The organism is Komarekiella delphini-convector SJRDD-AB1 (genome assembly GCF_014831675.1).
Lineage (GTDB): Bacteria > Cyanobacteriota > Cyanobacteriia > Cyanobacteriales > Nostocaceae > Komarekiella.
The window spans coordinates 138,793-156,865 of sequence record NZ_VJXY01000012.1 but is presented as its reverse complement, the minus strand read 5'-3'; the positions used below and the strand labels follow the sequence as shown (position 1 = coordinate 156,865).

Annotated in this window: 13 protein-coding genes; 7 read left to right on the top strand and 6 right to left on the bottom strand. The window is 41.8% G+C overall.

The features are described from left to right. Positions 1 to 287: 287 nt before the first annotated feature. From FNW02_RS13440 to scyA, 5 genes are all read right to left on the bottom strand, one after another. Positions 288 to 1,667: a ScyD/ScyE family protein gene (locus tag FNW02_RS13440; RefSeq protein WP_191758033.1), complete on the bottom strand. Its 1,380-nt coding sequence runs from the start codon at positions 1,665 to 1,667 to the stop codon at positions 288 to 290. 88 nt (positions 1,668 to 1,755) lie between these two features. Beyond that, entirely contained in the window at positions 1,756 to 3,012 is a 1,257-nt protein-coding gene (locus FNW02_RS13435; protein WP_191758032.1) for a ScyD/ScyE family protein, read from the bottom strand. A gap of 53 nt (positions 3,013 to 3,065) precedes the next feature. Beyond that, complete coding sequence (gene scyC, locus FNW02_RS13430; RefSeq protein ID WP_191758031.1) at positions 3,066 to 4,019, bottom strand: scytonemin biosynthesis cyclase/decarboxylase ScyC; 954 nt, start codon at positions 4,017 to 4,019, stop codon at positions 3,066 to 3,068. Positions 4,020 to 4,069: 50 nt separating this feature from the next. Next, positions 4,070 to 5,131 (bottom strand): tryptophan dehydrogenase ScyB, encoded by a 1,062-nt coding sequence (gene scyB, locus FNW02_RS13425; RefSeq protein ID WP_191758030.1) that lies wholly within the window; start codon positions 5,129 to 5,131, stop codon positions 4,070 to 4,072. A 244-nt stretch (positions 5,132 to 5,375) separates the two neighbouring features. Beyond that, positions 5,376 to 7,259 carry a scytonemin biosynthesis protein ScyA gene (scyA, locus tag FNW02_RS13420; protein WP_191758029.1) on the bottom strand — a complete coding sequence of 628 codons (1,884 nt, stop codon included), beginning with the start codon at positions 7,257 to 7,259 and terminating at the stop codon, positions 5,376 to 5,378. A 1,507-nt stretch (positions 7,260 to 8,766) separates the two neighbouring features. Between scyA and FNW02_RS13415 the strand changes: the two genes are divergently transcribed. From FNW02_RS13415 to FNW02_RS13385, 7 genes are all read left to right on the top strand, one after another. Continuing rightward, the gene (locus FNW02_RS13415) at positions 8,767 to 10,722 is read left to right on the top strand and encodes a scytonemin biosynthesis sensor histidine kinase (RefSeq protein ID WP_191758028.1); all 1,956 of its coding nucleotides are present in this window, start codon (positions 8,767 to 8,769) and stop codon (positions 10,720 to 10,722) included. Positions 10,723 to 10,883: 161 nt separating this feature from the next. Further along, a complete protein-coding gene (locus tag FNW02_RS13410; protein ID WP_191758027.1) occupies positions 10,884 to 11,714 on the top strand; it encodes a response regulator transcription factor in 831 nt (276 codons plus the stop codon). A 151-nt stretch (positions 11,715 to 11,865) separates the two neighbouring features. Next, positions 11,866 to 13,044: a n-acyl-d-glucosamine 2-epimerase gene (locus FNW02_RS13405; protein ID WP_191758026.1), complete on the top strand. Its 1,179-nt coding sequence runs from the start codon at positions 11,866 to 11,868 to the stop codon at positions 13,042 to 13,044. A gap of 50 nt (positions 13,045 to 13,094) precedes the next feature. After that, positions 13,095 to 13,679: a Uma2 family endonuclease gene (locus FNW02_RS13400; RefSeq protein ID WP_191758025.1), complete on the top strand. Its 585-nt coding sequence runs from the start codon at positions 13,095 to 13,097 to the stop codon at positions 13,677 to 13,679. 64 nt (positions 13,680 to 13,743) lie between these two features. Continuing rightward, the gene (locus FNW02_RS13395) at positions 13,744 to 13,968 is read left to right on the top strand and encodes a hypothetical protein (RefSeq protein ID WP_431356805.1); all 225 of its coding nucleotides are present in this window, start codon (positions 13,744 to 13,746) and stop codon (positions 13,966 to 13,968) included. Positions 13,969 to 14,092: 124 nt separating this feature from the next. Further along, complete coding sequence (locus FNW02_RS13390; RefSeq protein WP_191758024.1) at positions 14,093 to 15,214, top strand: phosphotransferase enzyme family protein; 1,122 nt, start codon at positions 14,093 to 14,095, stop codon at positions 15,212 to 15,214. Next, the gene (locus FNW02_RS13385) at positions 15,211 to 15,747 is read left to right on the top strand and encodes a DOMON-like domain-containing protein (protein ID WP_191758023.1); all 537 of its coding nucleotides are present in this window, start codon (positions 15,211 to 15,213) and stop codon (positions 15,745 to 15,747) included. The genes FNW02_RS13390 and FNW02_RS13385 overlap by 4 nt, the downstream gene beginning before the upstream one ends. An 8-nt stretch (positions 15,748 to 15,755) precedes the next feature. Here the strand turns inward: FNW02_RS13385 and FNW02_RS13380 are convergent, their stop codons facing one another. Next, complete coding sequence (locus FNW02_RS13380) at positions 15,756 to 17,912, bottom strand: GAF domain-containing protein (RefSeq protein ID WP_191758022.1); 2,157 nt, start codon at positions 17,910 to 17,912, stop codon at positions 15,756 to 15,758. Positions 17,913 to 18,073: the final 161 nt, after the last annotated feature.

Sequence of the window (18,073 nt, the reverse complement as noted above, 5' to 3'; positions counted from 1 at the left end):
ACCCAGTTTGGGAATTTGAGAATTCAGGCTGCTGCTTCATTTTTGAAATGCAACTTTCTATGTGAGACAGCAGTTTATTTTTTAACTTTTACCTGGCAAAGTCAGATTTAGGTGGGGTTTCGCCTTGCTCAACCCAATACCCTTATCAATGTTGGGTTTCCTTACGTCAACCCAACCTACAATTTTTTTGCAACTAATCCCATACTTTTTATGTCCTGCTTGTTTAGGTTAAATGGATTTTTAGTAAGGGTTTAAACCCTTACTAAAAGCCAAAATTTAAAGTGGTGTTAGGCTATCTCTGCCTTAGCTGATTCTTTGCGCTTGCGCTTCATCTTGGCAGCCGCGCCTAAACCGGCAGCTGTTACGACGCCCAAGATAGAAGCAGGTTCAGGAACAGGTTCGCTGCTATCCACCCGAACAACTGACCCTAGTTCTGGGCCAACACCGCGTTTGCTGATATAAATTTTGCCGTCAGGCCCAATATCAATTCCAGCAGCCGACTCTAGCCCTTCACCAGCTGCAACAACTGTTGTGCGAGTGCCATCAGGAGCAACTTTGATGAGAGAACCAGGAAGGAACCGTAAATCACCTTCTAACTGAGAGTTATCGCTGAATTGTAGGACTAACAAATTACCTTCATCATCAAAGGTGAGGTCAGTAATGTGTGTAAACCCATCTAGAAAAACCTCTGGCTTTCCATCGTCGCCGATGCGGAAAATCCGTGATTGATCTTCTGGATAAGGAAAACCCGTATATTCACCAACGTATAAAGCTCCATCGGGACCAATTGCGCCACCTGTAGGTACTGATTGAACCGCTATTTTTCCTCCAGGAAGCTGTTCTACTAGCCCTGGAAGTGCCTCTACTAGCTCTGGAGGTAACTCTTGCCCTGGTGGTGCAGATGGCAACAGTGAGGCACTAAGGACGTTCTTAGGAATTGCGATCGCTTGGGCATCACTGCCATCAAGTTTAATTTTGTAAGCAGCGTTTCCACCCCCATCAACTACATAAGCAGTATCGCCATTAATAGCCATATCGAAGGGATTACTAACTACATCCTGGCCATCTGGATTATTGATAATTTCATACTTGCCAAAGTCGAAAATACTGTTGAGAGATCCAGTGTTCAAGTCAACTTTGTACAGTTTTCCTAACTCCGGGGCATTCAAAACTTTATCGGGTGTGGATGGTGGGAAGACCTTAAGTTGTGTTTCTGGGATAGGGTATTTAGAGCCAAGAGCAAGTGTTTCTTTATCGCGGTTTCCTGGATAACCAGCAAACCCAGTTAGCAGATAAGCATTCCCTTTAGAGTCGAATTGCAAGTCTTGAATACCGGCCCCTTGGTTGCCGCTGGGTTGTTCTGCTAGAGACACAAAGTTATTAAGTAGACGCGTTTTTGTACCATTTGGTGAGAGTTTAACGAGTGAACCAGTATTGCCTGCACACAGAGGTTGAAATATTGCACTCGGAGATGGCTGGCAATTCCCGTTTCCTCCAATACCTGGCTCTGTTGCATAGAGACTTCCATCAGGGCCAAAGCTAATACCCCGGATATTGCTGACCCCATCGAGAACAGTCGTTAGGCTTGCAGCTTGTGCGGCTGATGTTCCACAAATTGCAGTAAAACAGAATGTAACGGATGTAAGAGCAAATGACTTGAGTTTCATACCTTTTGAGATTAAGAAATTAGTGATTTGTGGAAACTTTTATAGTTTTAAAGACAGTGAATTCTAGTTCGTAGCAGATGCAGGTCTTTTACTTGAGCGTTAAAGCTTTAGTAGCTCTTTTCTTATGCAACCAACCAAGACCCAAAGCGCCTGTTAATATGCCTAAAGTCGAACTAGGTTCAGGGACAGACTCTATATTTTCAATTTTGAGAACTTGCCCACTGTCAGGACGATCGCCTCGATTTGTGACGTAAATTTCACCATCAGGGCCAATTGTCAAGGCGCTAGGTGACTCTAATCCATTGCCACTGAGGATGGTTGTACGAGTTCCATCAGCAGCTATTTTGATCACCGAACCATCTAAATTACCCTTCCAAGCTGACTCATTGGCGTACTGCAAAGCATACAAATTGCCCGCAGTATCAAATGTCAAGTCTGTTAGTTGAGTCAAACCATCTGCATAAACTGTCGTGCCATCAGCATCAACACGATAGATTTTTGCGCCACCTTCTGGAAAGGGAAAACCAGTAAATTGGCTGATATAATAAGCGCCATCGGGGCCTTTGGCTACACTTGAGGGTACTGATTGAATAGGAAGCGATGGCGGCGTTTCACTACCAGATGGCACTTGTGCCGGTTCATTGGATGGGGTATCGGCAGGTGGGAACACTGGATTAGTTAATATCTCTGGGGGAAACGCCGCTAAAGCCTGCAAATTACTGCCATCAGTTTTCACGCTGAGTAAGTCGTTTGCACCTGCATCAGCCGCAACAAGTTTGTTGCCATCGATTACAAAACCCAAAGGATTACTACTTAAATCACTCCCATCAGGGTTGTTAGCGAGTTCATAGTTAGCTAGATCGGCAACACTTGTCCAAGAATTGGTTTTGAAGTCAGGAGTGATGATTTTTCCGAGGTCAGTTTTACCGAGATTGCGATCGCGAAAGGTCGGATTAGCACCATACCCAACTAAAACATAAGGTTTGCCTGTGGCATCAAATTGGATATCACGAGGCCCAGCTGCTCCAGTACCATCTGGTAACGCTAAAGAAGGGAGTCCTGTAAGTACACGCTTGGTTTTACCATTCTCAACTTTCGTAACTGCACCACTTGTGCCATAGCATAAAGAATCGCCTTGACCACTTGGTGGCGGAACGCAAGCCCCATTTCCTCCTATTCCTGCCTCTGTAACATAGAGACTACCATCAGAACTAAAGCTTAACCCTCCGGCATTCTCTAGACCATCAGCAATTACAGAAAAGGATGCGGCTTGTGCAGCTTTCGTTTCAGAAACAGCGGCAACACAAAAAGCGAGGAAAGTAACAGTAAGTAGCTTAAATTTCATATTTTGTCTCCTGGCAGCTATTAGATCCCCGACTTTTTTAAGAAGTCGGGGATCTAATAGCCCGTTTTTGGTATGTAGCTCATCCCCCGATCAAACGACTGAAGATTGCCAGCTTTGCCTTCAACAAGACGTTTAATATTCATGCTCTCAGCGCCAAAGTCCTCAATCTGGAGTTTGCCGTGAGTAAAAGCTTCACCTGTTTTCCAGAATGTGATCCGGTGCAGGATAAAACCAGAAGCCTCTGGGTCAGCGAAAGCATAGGCGGTTGGAATAAGTAACGCTACAGAGCGCTGATAATATTCGTAGTCTGGATAAAAGTGTTCTTGCTCAAGCAAATAATATTTACTCAGAGAATGTAACCGCACAGAAACTTTTACCTTCTGGTCGTATTCATCCTTAAATTCACCTGATTCAGAAGTAATATCGCCATTTGGTTGTAGTAAATGTGCCCACTCATCTATATTTCGTAAGTCTTTTAAGTATTCAATTCCAATTTCAATTGGGGCATCAACATAGATGGTATCAGTATCAATAAAGTAGCGCCCTTTTGCTGCTGCGGTATGACCAGCCTTACGTTCCAAATTACCTTTGAGAGAACGACACTCAGAAGTGTGTACTGTATGAATTCCCTGCATAATCATCTGAGTTTGCCGTTTTGGATCGACAAAGCTCAACCAGTGAAAGTACACGCCTTTTTCGTCTGTTCCTGGCTCGATGTAGTCAGGAGGAAACAGCAAAACAGGATAAACCTGAAAATATTTCTCATACTCTAACCCGCAGTGCCATTCAATGCCGTAGAAAAGCGGATTCTCTAGTTTTTTAACGTGATAGTAGAGATTTTTGTGATAGCCAGATGCAGATCCAAGCCAGGTATCTTCGTCAATCTGCTCTTTCATCCGGCTATAAAGAGTCCATTCGTCCAAGTTTTTTAAACTGCAAAGGTAGTCAAAGGCGCTCTCTGGAGAAGTAGCAATATAAGCTGATGTTGCAAACGTATTTTTTTCCACTGGTCACTCCTTAAATTAGTAGCTAATAGCTAACTACTGAAAATTAACAATTAAGCTGCGATCGCTTTAGACTGGCTGCGTTTACCGTTCATGATCCGGTCTTCTGCTAATCGTTTAGCAGCATCGTTGGTATGCATTCCTTGCTGTTTAGCAATATCAAAAATGGCTAGTAGCGTGTCATAAATGTTATGCACTTGCTTAAAGGCTTTTTCTTCGTCGTAGCCAATCATTTCGTTATAAACATTGATTAGCCCACCAGCATTGATTACATAATCAGGGCTATAAAGAATGTCTTTTTCTGCCAGCATTTGACTATGTATTTGTTCATTGCCTAACTGATTATTAGCAGCGCCAGCAATAATCGGAGCTTGCAACAGAGGAATTGTATGACTATTAATAATTCCTCCTAAAGCACAAGGAGCAAAGATATCTACGTCAAGAGAGTAAATTTCGTCTGGTTCGACAACGGTTGCGCCAAAAAGTTGTCTGACTTCTTCTGTTTTTGCTGGGTCTACATCGCTAACAAAAAGTTTAATGTCATGTTCATGCAAGTGTCGGCAGAGATTTTTACCGACATTTCCTAAACCTTGAACCGCAACTTTCATGCCATCAAGTCTTTTGCTCTGCCAACGAAACTCTACAGCAGCTTTAATTCCTAGAAAAACTCCTAAAGATGTGATGGGAGCAGGGCCACCAGACTTTTCTGAGACTCCAACTACATGCTTAGTTTCTTTGCTGATTGTCCGCACGTCTTGGGGAGTAATATTAACATCTTGTCCTGTGATAAAACGTCCGTTGAGGCTATCAACAAAACGTCCGTAAGCTCTTAACATTTCATCTGTTTTATTTTCAGGATTAGCAATGATGACTGCTTTACCTCCACCAGCCGGAATATTAGCACAAGCGGCTTTGTAAGTCATGCCACGACTGAGACGGAGAGCGTCTTTTAATGCAGCTTCTTCGTTGATATAAGGAAAGAGTCTTGTTGCTCCCATTGCTGGGCCTAAGTTCGTATTATGTATGGCAATGATTGCTTTGATGTCGGGATTTTTACCATGACAGAAGAGAACTTGTTCATGACCCATTTCTCTAACGGTTTCAAATAGCAGCATTTTGGTTTCTCAATATTGATTAATTTTTGGTTGGTTAGAGTAAGTAATGATTATTTAAGGATGAAGTATGAAAAAATAAGACTCACAAATTAAAGTAGGATCTCATCTTTTGTAATGTAGTTGGCTGGGATGAGAAGTTTGCTGCTTCTAATTTCATACTTCATTCTTGATTTTTTCTCACGCAGAGGCGCAGAGGCGCAGAGAGGAGTAGAGAAAAATGCTAGTAAGTTGCAATTTTTTCAAGTCAAACTGCTGGAAATGAAACTGGTTTAGCGGAATTTTTAGCCTGACTTGATTTGACTCCTTGTGCTGCCAAACTCTTATTACGTCCACCAGAGGGTGCTGGGCGATCGGGGTCAATTACTACATCGATTAAGAAGGGAACGTTTGAGGCGATCGCTTTTTCCAGTGCTTCTTCGATATCTGACTCTCTAACGACGACCATTGCTTCTGCTCCCATACCACGAGCAATCATGGCAAAATTTGTTGGTGGCATGGTTGCATCTGCACCCTTTAATCCCAACACTTTCATCCCTTGATGACACATGTTGTAACGGGCATCGTTGAGTACAATCCAGATAGCAGGAATTTTGTATTTTACGGCTGTGCTGATTTCGTTATTCATCAACATTGCCCCATCACCCACAATAGCTACAGCTTTACCACTCCGTGCTTGGGCTGCACCTAAAACTCCTGTGACAGCGTGACCCATTGCTCCGACGCCTGTACTAACTCGGTAACGATTGGCTTGGGCAAATTGCAGTAGATGAGTTGACCAAGTAAACGAGTTACCGCACTCTGCCATTACTACGGCGTCGCTACCCTCAACAATGATCTTTTGAATTGCTGACATCAATGCTTCTGGTCGCACCGGATAGTCTATATCCTGTTTTATTGCTTCACGCTCTGGACAAGGTAGCAACAAAGGTGTGGAACGAGCAAGAGCATCTGGCAACAGTTGCAACAGTTCTTGTAAGTAGGTCTTGATATCAGACCGAACCCCGAAGGTTTCAACGTGAGGATAAGCGACTCCTGGAACTTCTGGGTCAATGTCTACATGTACAAAGCCTCCAGTCGGAACCATTGCTGAACTCCAGAAGGAAGTCGGTTCACCAAGGCGGGTTCCTAATACGAGTGTGCGTAGTGGAGGTTGCTGTTCCATATAAGTCAAGACGGAGGCATGACCGCCTAAACCTGTGACACCGACAAACTGGGGATGATCTTCAGGAAATATGCCTTTACCACGAGGTGAGCACATGACTGCTGCGCCTGTTTTCTCGGCGAGTTGGCGGATTTCGTCTGCTGCATCACGCGCACCAAAGCCGACCCAAATAGCGAAGGGGCCGGCAGATAATAATTCTGCGGATTTAGCGATCGCTTGTTTGGGAGCAGTTATCGCAAAAGGCGAAATATCTAGTTGAGGTAAGGATATATCCTCAACTAAACTTGTCTGCACACTGGTGGGAATGCTTAAATGAGCCACAAATCCACCTGGCTGCGCTAAAGCCAGAGCAAGTTTGCGAAAAATCTGGGGTAGTTGAGCAGCCGATTCAATGGTGATTGCATAGTTAAACAGTGCTCCTGGGGTAAAAATTCCCCCACTGGGCAATGTGTAGGTGCTGGTTTCCTGAATTGCCCAGCGTCCACGTTGTGGTGATGAGGTGCAAGCCGAAAGCAAAATCACTTTTGCACCTTCACCACGAGCCGCAAATAATCCAGTCAGCGCGTTGGTGATCCCGGGCCCAGCTGTGGTAAATACTACAGTGGGGCGATCGCTAGCAAAGTACGCCTCGGTGGCTGCAAAGGCTGCTCCTGCTTCATGACGGAAGTTCAACACTTCTATGCTGCTATTTGACAGCGCACCCCAAAGGCTCGCCATCGCACCCCCAGCAACGCCAAAAGCGTAACCTACTCCCAAATTTGCCAACATCTGAGCGATCGCATCGGCAACTGAGAGCGTAGGGGCTGTTCCGTTCGGTAAAAAGGGCTGAATTCCTTTATTGCTCTCTAATTCATCTTGCTGATGGGAACCGTTTGATGCAGATTCTACATAGCTGTTGGGTGGCAATTCTTTGTATGGCTCTGTGGTGATTAGAGAAGATTTTGAACCAGTATAATTTTTGCTCATTTTTTTACGTAATTTCCGTAAACTTAGCTTTAGTCTCTTTAGTTACACTTAAGTACTTGATAATGATTAATACAAACAACTCTGTTGTTTTTTACAATTATGATCAAGCTCGGCTGATAGTAGAGGCAGTTAATTGCTTGATGGTTAATGCTTTGGAGAATATTTTTGAAAAACTTTACTGAAAAAAGCAAGACAATCAAGGCTGTGCTTCTAAGAGCAAGCATATAAGAGATTAAGACTTGTTAACAATGAAAAATCCTTTGATATGGATGCCAATTTTGTTGCTATTGTTGTGACGGCTACATTGCTCACTGAGCCTGTTTAAGAGATAGTTCTCTCGCGATCGCTAATGAAGTGAAGGCTCATTTACAATGAACAATCCTTTGATATAGATGTAAATTTTGTTGCTGTTGTTGCATTAGCCCAGATTTTTACTCAGCCACTTGGGAAAATTGATACCTAATGATCATTGGTCAGACATGCAACCATATTTGCAATGAAAAATCTTTTGATGGGGATGTCAATTTTGTTGTTGTTGCGATAACCACAATTTTTACTTAACTACTTTCAGGATACCTTGCGATCGCTAGTAAGCTGTGTCACTATACTTACATTAAATATTAATTTATAAATGTCAAGAATAAAGCATGGTTTCTATAGCACCGTGCTTGAGCAGTGCTGTTTAGATAGAAATCAAATGTGTTTTGGCCTATTTATAGATAATAGTAGCTAATTTTTGTTATTCCAAAAAGTCAAACTGATAAGTTTGTAGTTCTAACTTACCAACAAAAATTGCCTAAATTAAAATATGACCAGGACTAGAATCTATTGGCAGTCTTTGTTATTGTCATCAAATACTTCTTGATTTAGATTTTTTGTGCTAGTAAATACATCCTTTCTTAATATTTTCTATTTCTTTAGAGCGACGTTTAAGTACTTGTACCCACTGTATATTACTTAAGCAAACTATTTCTTATGGCAGATGACTGAGTATATTATTTTATAGTTAAATCCGTGCAAGAGTTATTTAATGAACATTAAACTTGTGAAAGAATTTGCCTATTTAAAACATAAGTAATTATTGGGCAAATACATCTTAAGTAAACCATTAAGTAACTACATACCAAAGGTAATTGATGTAGATACAGTTCAATTTTGAATATCTCACTTACCTATAAATTAAACGTTTTTCAGTCTAAATCCAAGCCAGATTTTAGACTAATCTTGTTACTTTACCCCTCGATTTTCCTTTATTCGTAATAAATTATTTAAATCAACAACACATTCCAATTGTTTTAGTTATTTAAGGAAATTTGGGTCAAATTATGCATTCTTTTATGTATAATAAGATTTATTAACACAATTTATATAAAAATCCTGGGATATGCTAGTAAATTTCGATTTTTAGCATTTTGATGTACATTAAGGGTTTTAGATAAGTTGTGATTATAAGTTCATTCGTAGCTATGGTGTGGACTTTATTATAAGGACTGAGTAGGAATGGGATATGAATTTTAACGACTATACGTTAGCTCGATCCAACTCTCAATCGGCACTACAGCCAGAAGTAGAGTTGAAATTTGCTCATTTATTAATAAATCAAGCTGTAGATGCTGCTTTTTGTGTGGGAGAAAACGCGCAGTTTGTCTACGTTAACGATGCGGCTTGCCGGATAACTGAGTATTCCCGTGAGGAATTACTTACCATGACGCTGCATGATATAGATGTAGATTTTTCTTTGCATAACTGGTCAGAGAGCAAATCACAAAATTACCTTACTTTTAAGTCTCGCTATCGCAAAAAAGGAGGTGGGATATTCTTGGTGGAAATATCCATGACCCGTGTAGAATACCAAGGCAAAGAGTTGAGCTGTGTCTTTGCTCGTGACAAAAGTGATGAAGTTGTAGAAATGAGTATGCAAAGGTGGGTCGATGAATTAAGGGATGCTAAAAGCCATTTACAACAGGAAGTTTCTAAACTCAAGGCTAAAGAAGGAGAACTTGAAACATCTTTATCTATAATTCGTTCTACCCTTGAATCTACTGCCAACGCTATTGTTGCGGTTAACTTTGAAGGAGATATTCTAAGCTTTAATCAGAGATTTGTGGATATGTGGCAGATTCCAGAGTCCCTGATGTTATCCAAAAAATGTCCTCGATGTAAAGCCTTTTTTGAGAGCCAACTTAAAGACCCAGAAACCTTTAGTCGAATGATTTGGGAAGTTTCCAGTCAATCTGACTTCGAGAGCTACGACATTCTGGAGTTGAAAGATGGCAGAGTTTTTGCACACTACTCTAAGCCTCAGTTACTTGATGAAAAAATTATTGGTAGAGTCTGGAGCATTTGGGACATTACTGAATCCAAAAAGACAGAAGAAGCATTGCGGCTGAACGCAGCTAGATTTCAAACTTTGGCAGAGACGACAGACGCTAGCACTTTTCTGATTCAAGGTATGCGGCTTTGCTACGTAAATCCTGCTGTGGAGCTATTAACTGGCTATACAAGAAAAGAACTACTAAATGGTTTTGATCTTCGCCGATTGATCAAAAGTAAAAAACGTAGACATGTACGAAATCAGGGTGAAGCGACTAACTTTGAATATCAAGAAATGAATATTCTGACAAAAAACGGCACGGAGCGCTGGCTAGCTTGCACAGTTGCGATGTTGGATGGAGTGCTGGATTTTGGGGGAAACCCAGTCGAACTAATTGCAGGTATTGATATTACCGATTACAAATATGCAGAATCAGAACTTAACCAGGCTTTAGAACAAGCAAAACAACTTAGCGAACTAAGAGCACGCTTTCTTTCTATGGTCTGCCATCAATTTCGCACCCCACTGAATACTGTTTCATTTTCTAATAGCTTACTAAAGCGACATATGGATGAATGGACACAGGAGGAGATACAACCATTATTTGATCACATTCAAACAGCTGTTGAACAGTTAAGCCAAATGTTGGATGACATTTTATTTTTCGCGAAAGCAGAAGCAGCAAAAATAAACTTCCAGCCAAAACCAGTCGAGATAGTTCAGTTCTGCAATGATTTAGTAGCACAAATGCAGATGAACAGTAGTCAAAACCCAATCAATTTTATTAGTCAAGTAGACTGTTTAACAGCCTATGTAGATAAGAAACTACTAGAGTCTGTTCTTAAGAACTTGCTTGACAATGCAATCAAATATTCGCAATCTCATAGTGTAATTGATTTAGAACTTTGTAGTGAAAATGGGAAAGTAATTTTTCAGGTAAAAGATAGGGGGATCGGTATTTCATTAGCAGATCAACAACAACTATTTGAGCCATTTTATCGGGGTAGCAATATTGATCATATACCTGGGACTGGACTGGGGCTATCGATTGTCAAAACCCTTATAGATTTACATGGCGGTCAAATTGCTATGGAAAGTGAAGTTGGTGTAGGCACTACTTTCACTGTTATGCTGCCACTATTAAAATAAAATATCAATTCCGAGTTATGTAGGTTGACTTGTTAGCTATTAACTGTGTTTATCTTCGTATTCATAACTCTTAAAAAGTAGAAATTTATCTGTTCCCTAATTAATACCCAGCACAGAGTTTGGTAAGTATTTCCAGCCAAAAGTTCTAGTGAGAAAAAATTATGTACGAATCGTCCAAAAAAATTCTTGTAATTGAAGATGATACCGTTACCCGCAATCTTTTCTTAAAGGGTCTTAAGGCTGAAGGTTTTAATACAATCAGCGCTCAAAACGGCCTTATTGGCATCCAGCAAGCACGAGAGCATTTACCCGACTTAGTGATTTGCGATATTATGATGCCCGATATGGATGGTTACAGCGTTCTAACTACGCTGCGTGAAGATCCTCTGACAGCAATCATCCCCTTCATTTTTCTTACTGGCAGTGACACTAGAGCAGATGTTCGCAAAGCTATGGAGTTAGGAGCAGATGACTATCTTACCAAACCATCTACACTAGACGAATTGCTCAGAGCGATCGCCACACGGCTGCGAAAGCAAGCTACTCTCCAATACTGGTGGACTACTCAATTTCTAAATACTCCAAAGCCAACAGCTGCACCTCAGACTTCAGATGTTGCTCCTCCCGACTCAATTTTCCCTTGCGATCCTCAATTAAAAGAAGTTTTCGATTTCATCGAAGCGAACTATCACCAAGGAATCACTTTGTGTGATGTGGCTGAGGCAGTTGGTTACTCATCTGCTTACTTAACTAACCGAGTAGCAAGGCAGACAGGAGAAACTGTAAACAGCTGGATTGTCAAACGTCGCATGGCAGGTGCTCGTTACTTACTCCAAAACAACAACCAGACAATCGAGCAAATTGCTAAAGCATTAGGCTATCAAAATGTGTGTCATTTCTCCCGCCAGTTTCGCCAACATCACGGTTTACCTCCACACGCTTGGCGCAAAGAACATCAGGTTGTATTGCAAAAAGAGGCAACCCTCTGCTAGTAACAGTCAACAGTAATCAGTCAACAGTCAACAGTAATCAGTCAACAGTCAACAGTAATCAGTAATCAGATTCCAAAAAAATTATTACGAAGTTATTAAGAAGCTATAAATTTAAGGAGATTGACTAATCATTGATAGCGGAGGAATATTTATGGAGCACGATTTTAAAGCGCTTACTGAACTTTATAAAAACGCGCTCCTAAAGGATGTACTTCCATTTTGGGAAAAACACTCGCTCGACTGGCAGCAAGGCGGCTATTTTACCTGCCTCGATCGCAAAGGCAAGGTTTATGATACAGATAAGTTTATCTGGTTACAAAACCGCCAAGTGTGGACTTTTTCTATGCTTTGCAACCAGCTAGAAAAACGTGAAACTTGGCTCAAAATTGCTAGCAACGGTGCTGATTTTCTTGCTCAACACGGTAGAGATACTGAAGGCAATTGGTACTTTGCCCTAACCCGTGAAGGTAAGCCACTGGTTCAGCCTTACAATATCTTTTCTGATTGCTTTGCAGCAATGGCATTTAGTCAATACGCTCTTGCTTCTGGTGAAGATTGGGCAAAGAATGTAGCGATGCAAGCTTACGAAAACGTTTTGCGCCGCCAAGATAACCCAAAGGGCAAATATACTAAAACTTATCCTGGCACACGCCCGATGAAAGCGCTGGCAGTGCCGATGATTTTAGCCAACCTGACTCTAGAAATGGAATGGTTGCTACCTAGTGAAACTCTTGAAAGCGTTTTGGCGGCAACTGTTCAGGAAGTGATGACCGATTTTCTAGACCAAGAACGGGGGTTGATGTACGAAAACGTTGCTCCTGATGGTTCCCACATTGATTGTTTTGAGGGACGGTTAATTAACCCTGGTCACGGCATTGAGGCGATGTGGTTTATCATGGATATCGCTCACCGGAAAAACGATACAAAAACTATCAACCAAGCTGTTGATGTGGTGCTAAATATTCTAAATTTTGCCTGGGACAGTGAGTACGGCGGATTATATTACTTTATGGATGCAGATGGTCATCCTCCACAGCAATTGGAATGGGATCAAAAGCTGTGGTGGGTACACTTAGAGTCTTTGGTTGCTCTGGCAATGGGTTATCGGCTGACAGGGCGTGAAGTGTGTTGGGAATGGTATAAAAAAATGCATGATTACGCCTGGTCACACTTTGCCGATTCAGAGTATGGTGAGTGGTTTGGCTACCTGAATCGCCGTGGAGAAGTGTTGTTAAACCTCAAAGGTGGTAAATGGAAAGGCTGCTTTCACGTACCGCGTGCATTGTACCTCTGTTGGCAGCAGTTTGAGGCGTTGCCGCAATCGGTTTAATCTTTGCTGGGGAGCTAAAGTGAAAACAGACGTATTTGAATAGATGTCCTATGAATGTTGTGACACCAAAGCGATTCACAATAGATGATTATCATCGTCTGATTGAACTTGGATTTTTGAAAGAGGGCGATCGCATTGAATTAATTAGGGGAAAACTGATTCAAAAGGCAGTAAAGGTAACACCTCATACATTCTGTACAACCCGACTTTATCGCCAATTGGATCGGCTTTTGGGCGATCGCGCAGTCATCCGTGGGCAAGATCCTATCACCCTTCTTAATCATAGTGAGCCTGAGCCAGATGTCGTCATCGCGCGAGGAAGAGATGAGGATTATCTCGCTCATCATCCCTACCCCGAAGATATTTTGCTCGTTGTGGAAATTTCAGATTTTACATTGATATACGACCAAACAAAAAAGCTAGAACTATACGCAGAAGCCGGAATTTCTGATTATTGGATTGTAAATTTAAATGCTCACCAACTAGAGCGTTACAGTCAACCGTATCAAAATGCTCTAAGTAAATTTGACTATCTCAACAAACAGATTTCTTTACCTAATCAAACAGTGACTATTCCTGGATTTGAAGATGCTTTGTTGGACTTGAGTCGGATTTTTCCAGAGGGTGCGAGTTGAGTGATATGGTTGGTGCGATCGCTCATAATTTCTGTGTCAAGCTAAAATAGTTTTTATTCTTTCTATGCTGAATATGAGCGTAGCGGAATTGTTACCAACCTTGCGAAATCTGTCGCGTGCTGAAAAATTACAGATAATGCAGTTTTTAATTCAAGAACTGGCAGATGAAGAAGCATCTCTACTACAATCTGGAGCAACCTACCATGTCTGGTCTCCATATAATTCTCATGATGCTGCCCAAAAGCTAGCTGCACTGCCGGAAGAAGATAGACAAGCAAGTAATAGTTAATACTCGGTCATAAGCCAATCTATCTAAAACCTCATTGCACCCAATCGAAGATCGCAATACTTACGCTACGATATCCCCTATTGCCTTTGTGCAATCACGTGGGGAGTAGTGTAGGTACACGAATATGACAGAAAATATTAAAATACAAGGCACAGAGAATCTGGTTACTATTGCTGCTGACCAATTTGCACAACTGGGGAAGGTTACAGGCGTTCAAGCATTTGGAAATGGTAATATAAATGACACATTTCTAGTTACCCTAGATTTTGTTGAAGAACAGCATTTTATCTTACAACGCATTAATACAAAAGTATTTCGTCAACCTCAGCTTGTAATGCAAAACATGCGTATTTTTACTGAGCATGTCTATCAGAGGTTACAAAATTCTTCTCTCAATCGGCGCTGGGAAGTACCTCGCGTCTTGTTGACTAAGGATGCTCAAGACCATTGGAGGGATGCTGACGGGTCGTTCTGGCGAGCAATTAGCTTTATTAAAGGCTCGCAGTCTTTCGACACTATGCGCGATCGCTCACACGCTACAGAAATCGGCTATGCTCTGGGGATGTTTCACAATTTGATTAGCGACCTACCACCAGAAAAACTCGCTGACACTCTCGAAGGTTTTCATATTACGCCGCTTTACCTCCAGCACTACGAGGAAGTTTTGGCTAAAACCAGCCCGCATCTATCTTCGGAAGTAAATTATTGTTTGCAGTTTGTTCGCGATCGCCAGACCTTTGCACATATCCTAGAAAATGCCAAAGACACAGGCAACCTGCCGCTACGCCTGATGCACGGCGATCCCAAAATTAACAATGTCATGTTTGATACTGCTACTCAGCAAGCTGTGAGCGTTGTAGATCTCGACACTGTTAAGCCTGGTCTGGTACATTACGACATTGGTGATTGTCTGCGATCGGGCTGTAATCCCGCAGGAGAAGAAACCGAGCAATGGGAAAGTGTTTATTTCGACACCGAATTATGTCAGGGAATCCTCCAGGGTTATCTTCCCGTAGCCAAGGCGTTTCTGACGGAGAATGACTATACATACATGTACGATGCAATTCGTCTAATCGCCTTTGAGTTAGGACTGAGATTTTTTGCTGACTATTTAGCAGGAAATGTCTACTTCAAAGTCAAGCACTCAGAACACAACCTTGCAAGGGCACTCGTTCAGTTTAAGCTCACTGAAAGTATCGAATCCCAAGAAACACAGATTCGTAATATTATTCAGGATATGAAATGAACGATCAAATATTCTCTCTGAAACCTTTCCCCTCTAATAAACCGCTGTCTGATTTGAAAATTACAGGCAGTATTACTCGACGCGCTAATCAACTAGCCATCCGCTACACACTTTTCGACGAACTCCAGGAAGTTATCATCGCCCCAGCTTCAGATAAACCAGTCCGAAAGCACGAACTGTGGAAAGATACATGCTTTGAATTTTTCCTAGCTATAAAAGATTCTCAACAGTATTGGGAATTCAACCTCTCTCCCGCCGGACACTGGAATGTCTATCGTTTCGATGGGTATCGTCAAGGGATGCAAGAGGAAACAGCTTTTGTAACGCTTCCGTTTAGCGTGCAGAATCAAGCCGACGATTTAGCAGTTGCTCTAGATGTCGATTTGGGTAAAATTGTCTCGGCACAAGTCTGGGAAATAGCTATCACCAGTGTCATCAAACACAGAAATAATGAGGTGACTTACTGGGCGCTGACTCATCGAGGAACGGAGGCTGACTTTCACCAGCGAGATAGTTTTATCGTTGAGTTGTAACGCTTTCTTTAGTTGACTGGTAATGTGAACCAAAAAGCTAACCCGCGTTTGTGGTTAGTAGTGACGCCGATTTCACCACCATGCGCCTTAATAACTTTTCGACAAAGATACATTTTTAAGCCAATGCTTGTAGAACAACAATCTTGAGGATCGCGTACATACAAATCAAAAAGGCGATCGCACTCTAGTTTACTCATCGCCATACCGTTATGTTGAATCTGAGTGCGAATAATTCCTGCTTCAAAAGTAGCTTTCATCGTAAAATTTAATCCTGGTGGATTGTGTTGCAAGCTATGAGTCAACAAACTTGCCAAAACTTTTTGCAACCGATTTGCATCCGCCATTACTAACGGTAAATCTTTAGGAATCAAGTTCTTCAGAGTCGCTTGATTTTGTCTCAATATTGGTTCTAAATCAGCGATCACTCCTTCCATGAGCGTGCTAAATTGCACAGGTTCGCGCTTGATAGAAATGCCTTCTTTTTCACAGGAATGTATTTCCAATAATGAGTCAATCATCTTTAGTTGGCGGTCATTGCCTTGAATCATCCGCTCGATGATAGAAGAAGATACAGGGATTAAGGATTGAGCAGATTCTTTCCCCAGTACCCAGTCCCCATTGCCCCTTATCCCCAGAGGGGGCCCCGAGTTCCCCAGTCCCCAGTCCCCATTCCCCAGTCCCCGTTTGAGCAAATTCTGTAACACCATTAAGTTACCCATGACTGAAGTTCGTAAATCGTGGGCAACCGTGTGTAAAACAACATCTTTTACCCGATGCAATTCTTCGATTTCTTGCATTTTCTGCTGCAACTGTGCTGTGCGTTCTTGCACCTGGTGTTCTAAATTAGTATTGAGTTCTGCTAGTTCTTGGTGGATCAGGCTTTGCTGAATCGCGATCGCTACCTGTTCTGACATTTGCTGTAGCAAATCAATTTCCATTGGTTGCCAATTACGTGGCCCAGAGCATTGGTTAGCAATCAACGCCCCAAATAATTTGTCACCTAGCATAATTGGTACAGTTAAGCTAGCCCTAGTTTTAAATTTCTGAAAGTGTGCTTTTACTTTTGGAGATATTGTTGTTTGCCTAATATCTTCAATAACACGTACAAGATTCGTCTTTAATAAATTCTGCAATTCTTGCAGATAAGCTTCATCATTTGTAGACCAACCTGAGACTGATGGATAGTTTGGATCTACTGACTCGGCAATAGTTCTACCTTTTAGCTTGGCATTATTTATACCAATAAACACCCGATCTGCTTGTAGAAATTGCCTGACTTCAGTCACGGTGGTTTGGAGAATTTGGTCTAATTTCAACGAAGACCGAATTCGCGCTAGACTTTCTGTTAACAAGCGATCGCGCTGTGCCGAGAGGTGTAATTGCGCTTCCACCTGCTTGCGTTGTGTAATATCTCGGACAATTGCTAATACTTCATCTGGAGCGCTTACTACCAATCGCGCTTCATAGTCTCGCACTCCTAAAGGCGTAGGTAGCTGATATTCATAAGTTTGCAAGGTTCCAGAATCCAAAGTTTTAGCGATCGCTTCTTGGGTAATCGCCGCCACATCCCTTGGTAATAACTCCCACAAATTTTTACCAACTATTTCTTCTTTAGAAAGAGTTATATTTGCTCCCTCGCTTTTCAAGTCTAGATACTTGCCATCGCGGCTGATGCGAAATATTAAATCAGGGATAGCATCTAAAATTGCTTTATAGCGAGCTTCACTCTCTCGCAATTTTTCTTCTGCTTGTTTTTGGTCTGTAATATCCATGACCAAGCCATCCCAAAGACAATCGCCGTTAGCTTGTCTTTGAGGTTGGCAAGTACATTGAATCCACTTCATGCCACTTGGCGTAATAATACGACCTTCCCAACGCCAAGGTGAAAAAATATTAACAGAAGCACTTATAGATTCTGTTAATATTTTTATATCCTGCGGATGAATTAGCTTGAGTAATCCCTGAAAGTCTACTTGGATAACTTCTGGTTCTAATTCAAACAAATCTTGACAGCCAGAACTCACGTAAAGGACAAAAGGAGAACCATCCCGCCGTTGCAGGACTTGGAAAATCATTCCTGGTAAATTTACAGCAACTCTTGAAAGCAGGTTAATAGAATCTTGCTGACAATTTGATGTATGCAGTGATTTTAAGGTTTCATCCACTCTTTGACCCTTTGATACACAGGCTACTTTTGTCTGGTTTGAAGCCACAATAGACAGTTTGGCAGTTTTTATTCTGTGGGAATAACCACTAAACGGATTAAACTAGCTTCTTCTTTCAGGGTATATTCCATCTACTGACATCGCATTCACCCAATCGGGTG

What these genes read in the sequence shown, in the direction of transcription:
- FNW02_RS13440 (WP_191758033.1), bottom strand. Translation starts at nt 1,667, where the DNA reads ATGAAACTCAAGTCATTTGCTCTTACATCCGTTACATTCTGTTTTACT.
- FNW02_RS13435 (WP_191758032.1), bottom strand. Translation starts at nt 3,012, where the DNA reads ATGAAATTTAAGCTACTTACTGTTACTTTCCTCGCTTTTTGTGTTGCC.
- scyB (WP_191758030.1), bottom strand. Translation starts at nt 5,131, where the DNA reads ATGCTGCTATTTGAAACCGTTAGAGAAATGGGTCATGAACAAGTTCTC.
- scyA (WP_191758029.1), bottom strand. Translation starts at nt 7,259, where the DNA reads ATGAGCAAAAATTATACTGGTTCAAAATCTTCTCTAATCACCACAGAG.
- FNW02_RS13415 (WP_191758028.1), top strand. Translation starts at nt 8,767, where the DNA reads ATGAATTTTAACGACTATACGTTAGCTCGATCCAACTCTCAATCGGCA.
- FNW02_RS13410 (WP_191758027.1), top strand. Translation starts at nt 10,884, where the DNA reads ATGTACGAATCGTCCAAAAAAATTCTTGTAATTGAAGATGATACCGTT.
- FNW02_RS13405 (WP_191758026.1), top strand. Translation starts at nt 11,866, where the DNA reads ATGGAGCACGATTTTAAAGCGCTTACTGAACTTTATAAAAACGCGCTC.
- FNW02_RS13400 (WP_191758025.1), top strand. Translation starts at nt 13,095, where the DNA reads ATGAATGTTGTGACACCAAAGCGATTCACAATAGATGATTATCATCGT.
- FNW02_RS13395 (WP_431356805.1), top strand. Translation starts at nt 13,744, where the DNA reads ATGCTGAATATGAGCGTAGCGGAATTGTTACCAACCTTGCGAAATCTG.
- FNW02_RS13390 (WP_191758024.1), top strand. Translation starts at nt 14,093, where the DNA reads ATGACAGAAAATATTAAAATACAAGGCACAGAGAATCTGGTTACTATT.
- FNW02_RS13385 (WP_191758023.1), top strand. Translation starts at nt 15,211, where the DNA reads ATGAACGATCAAATATTCTCTCTGAAACCTTTCCCCTCTAATAAACCG.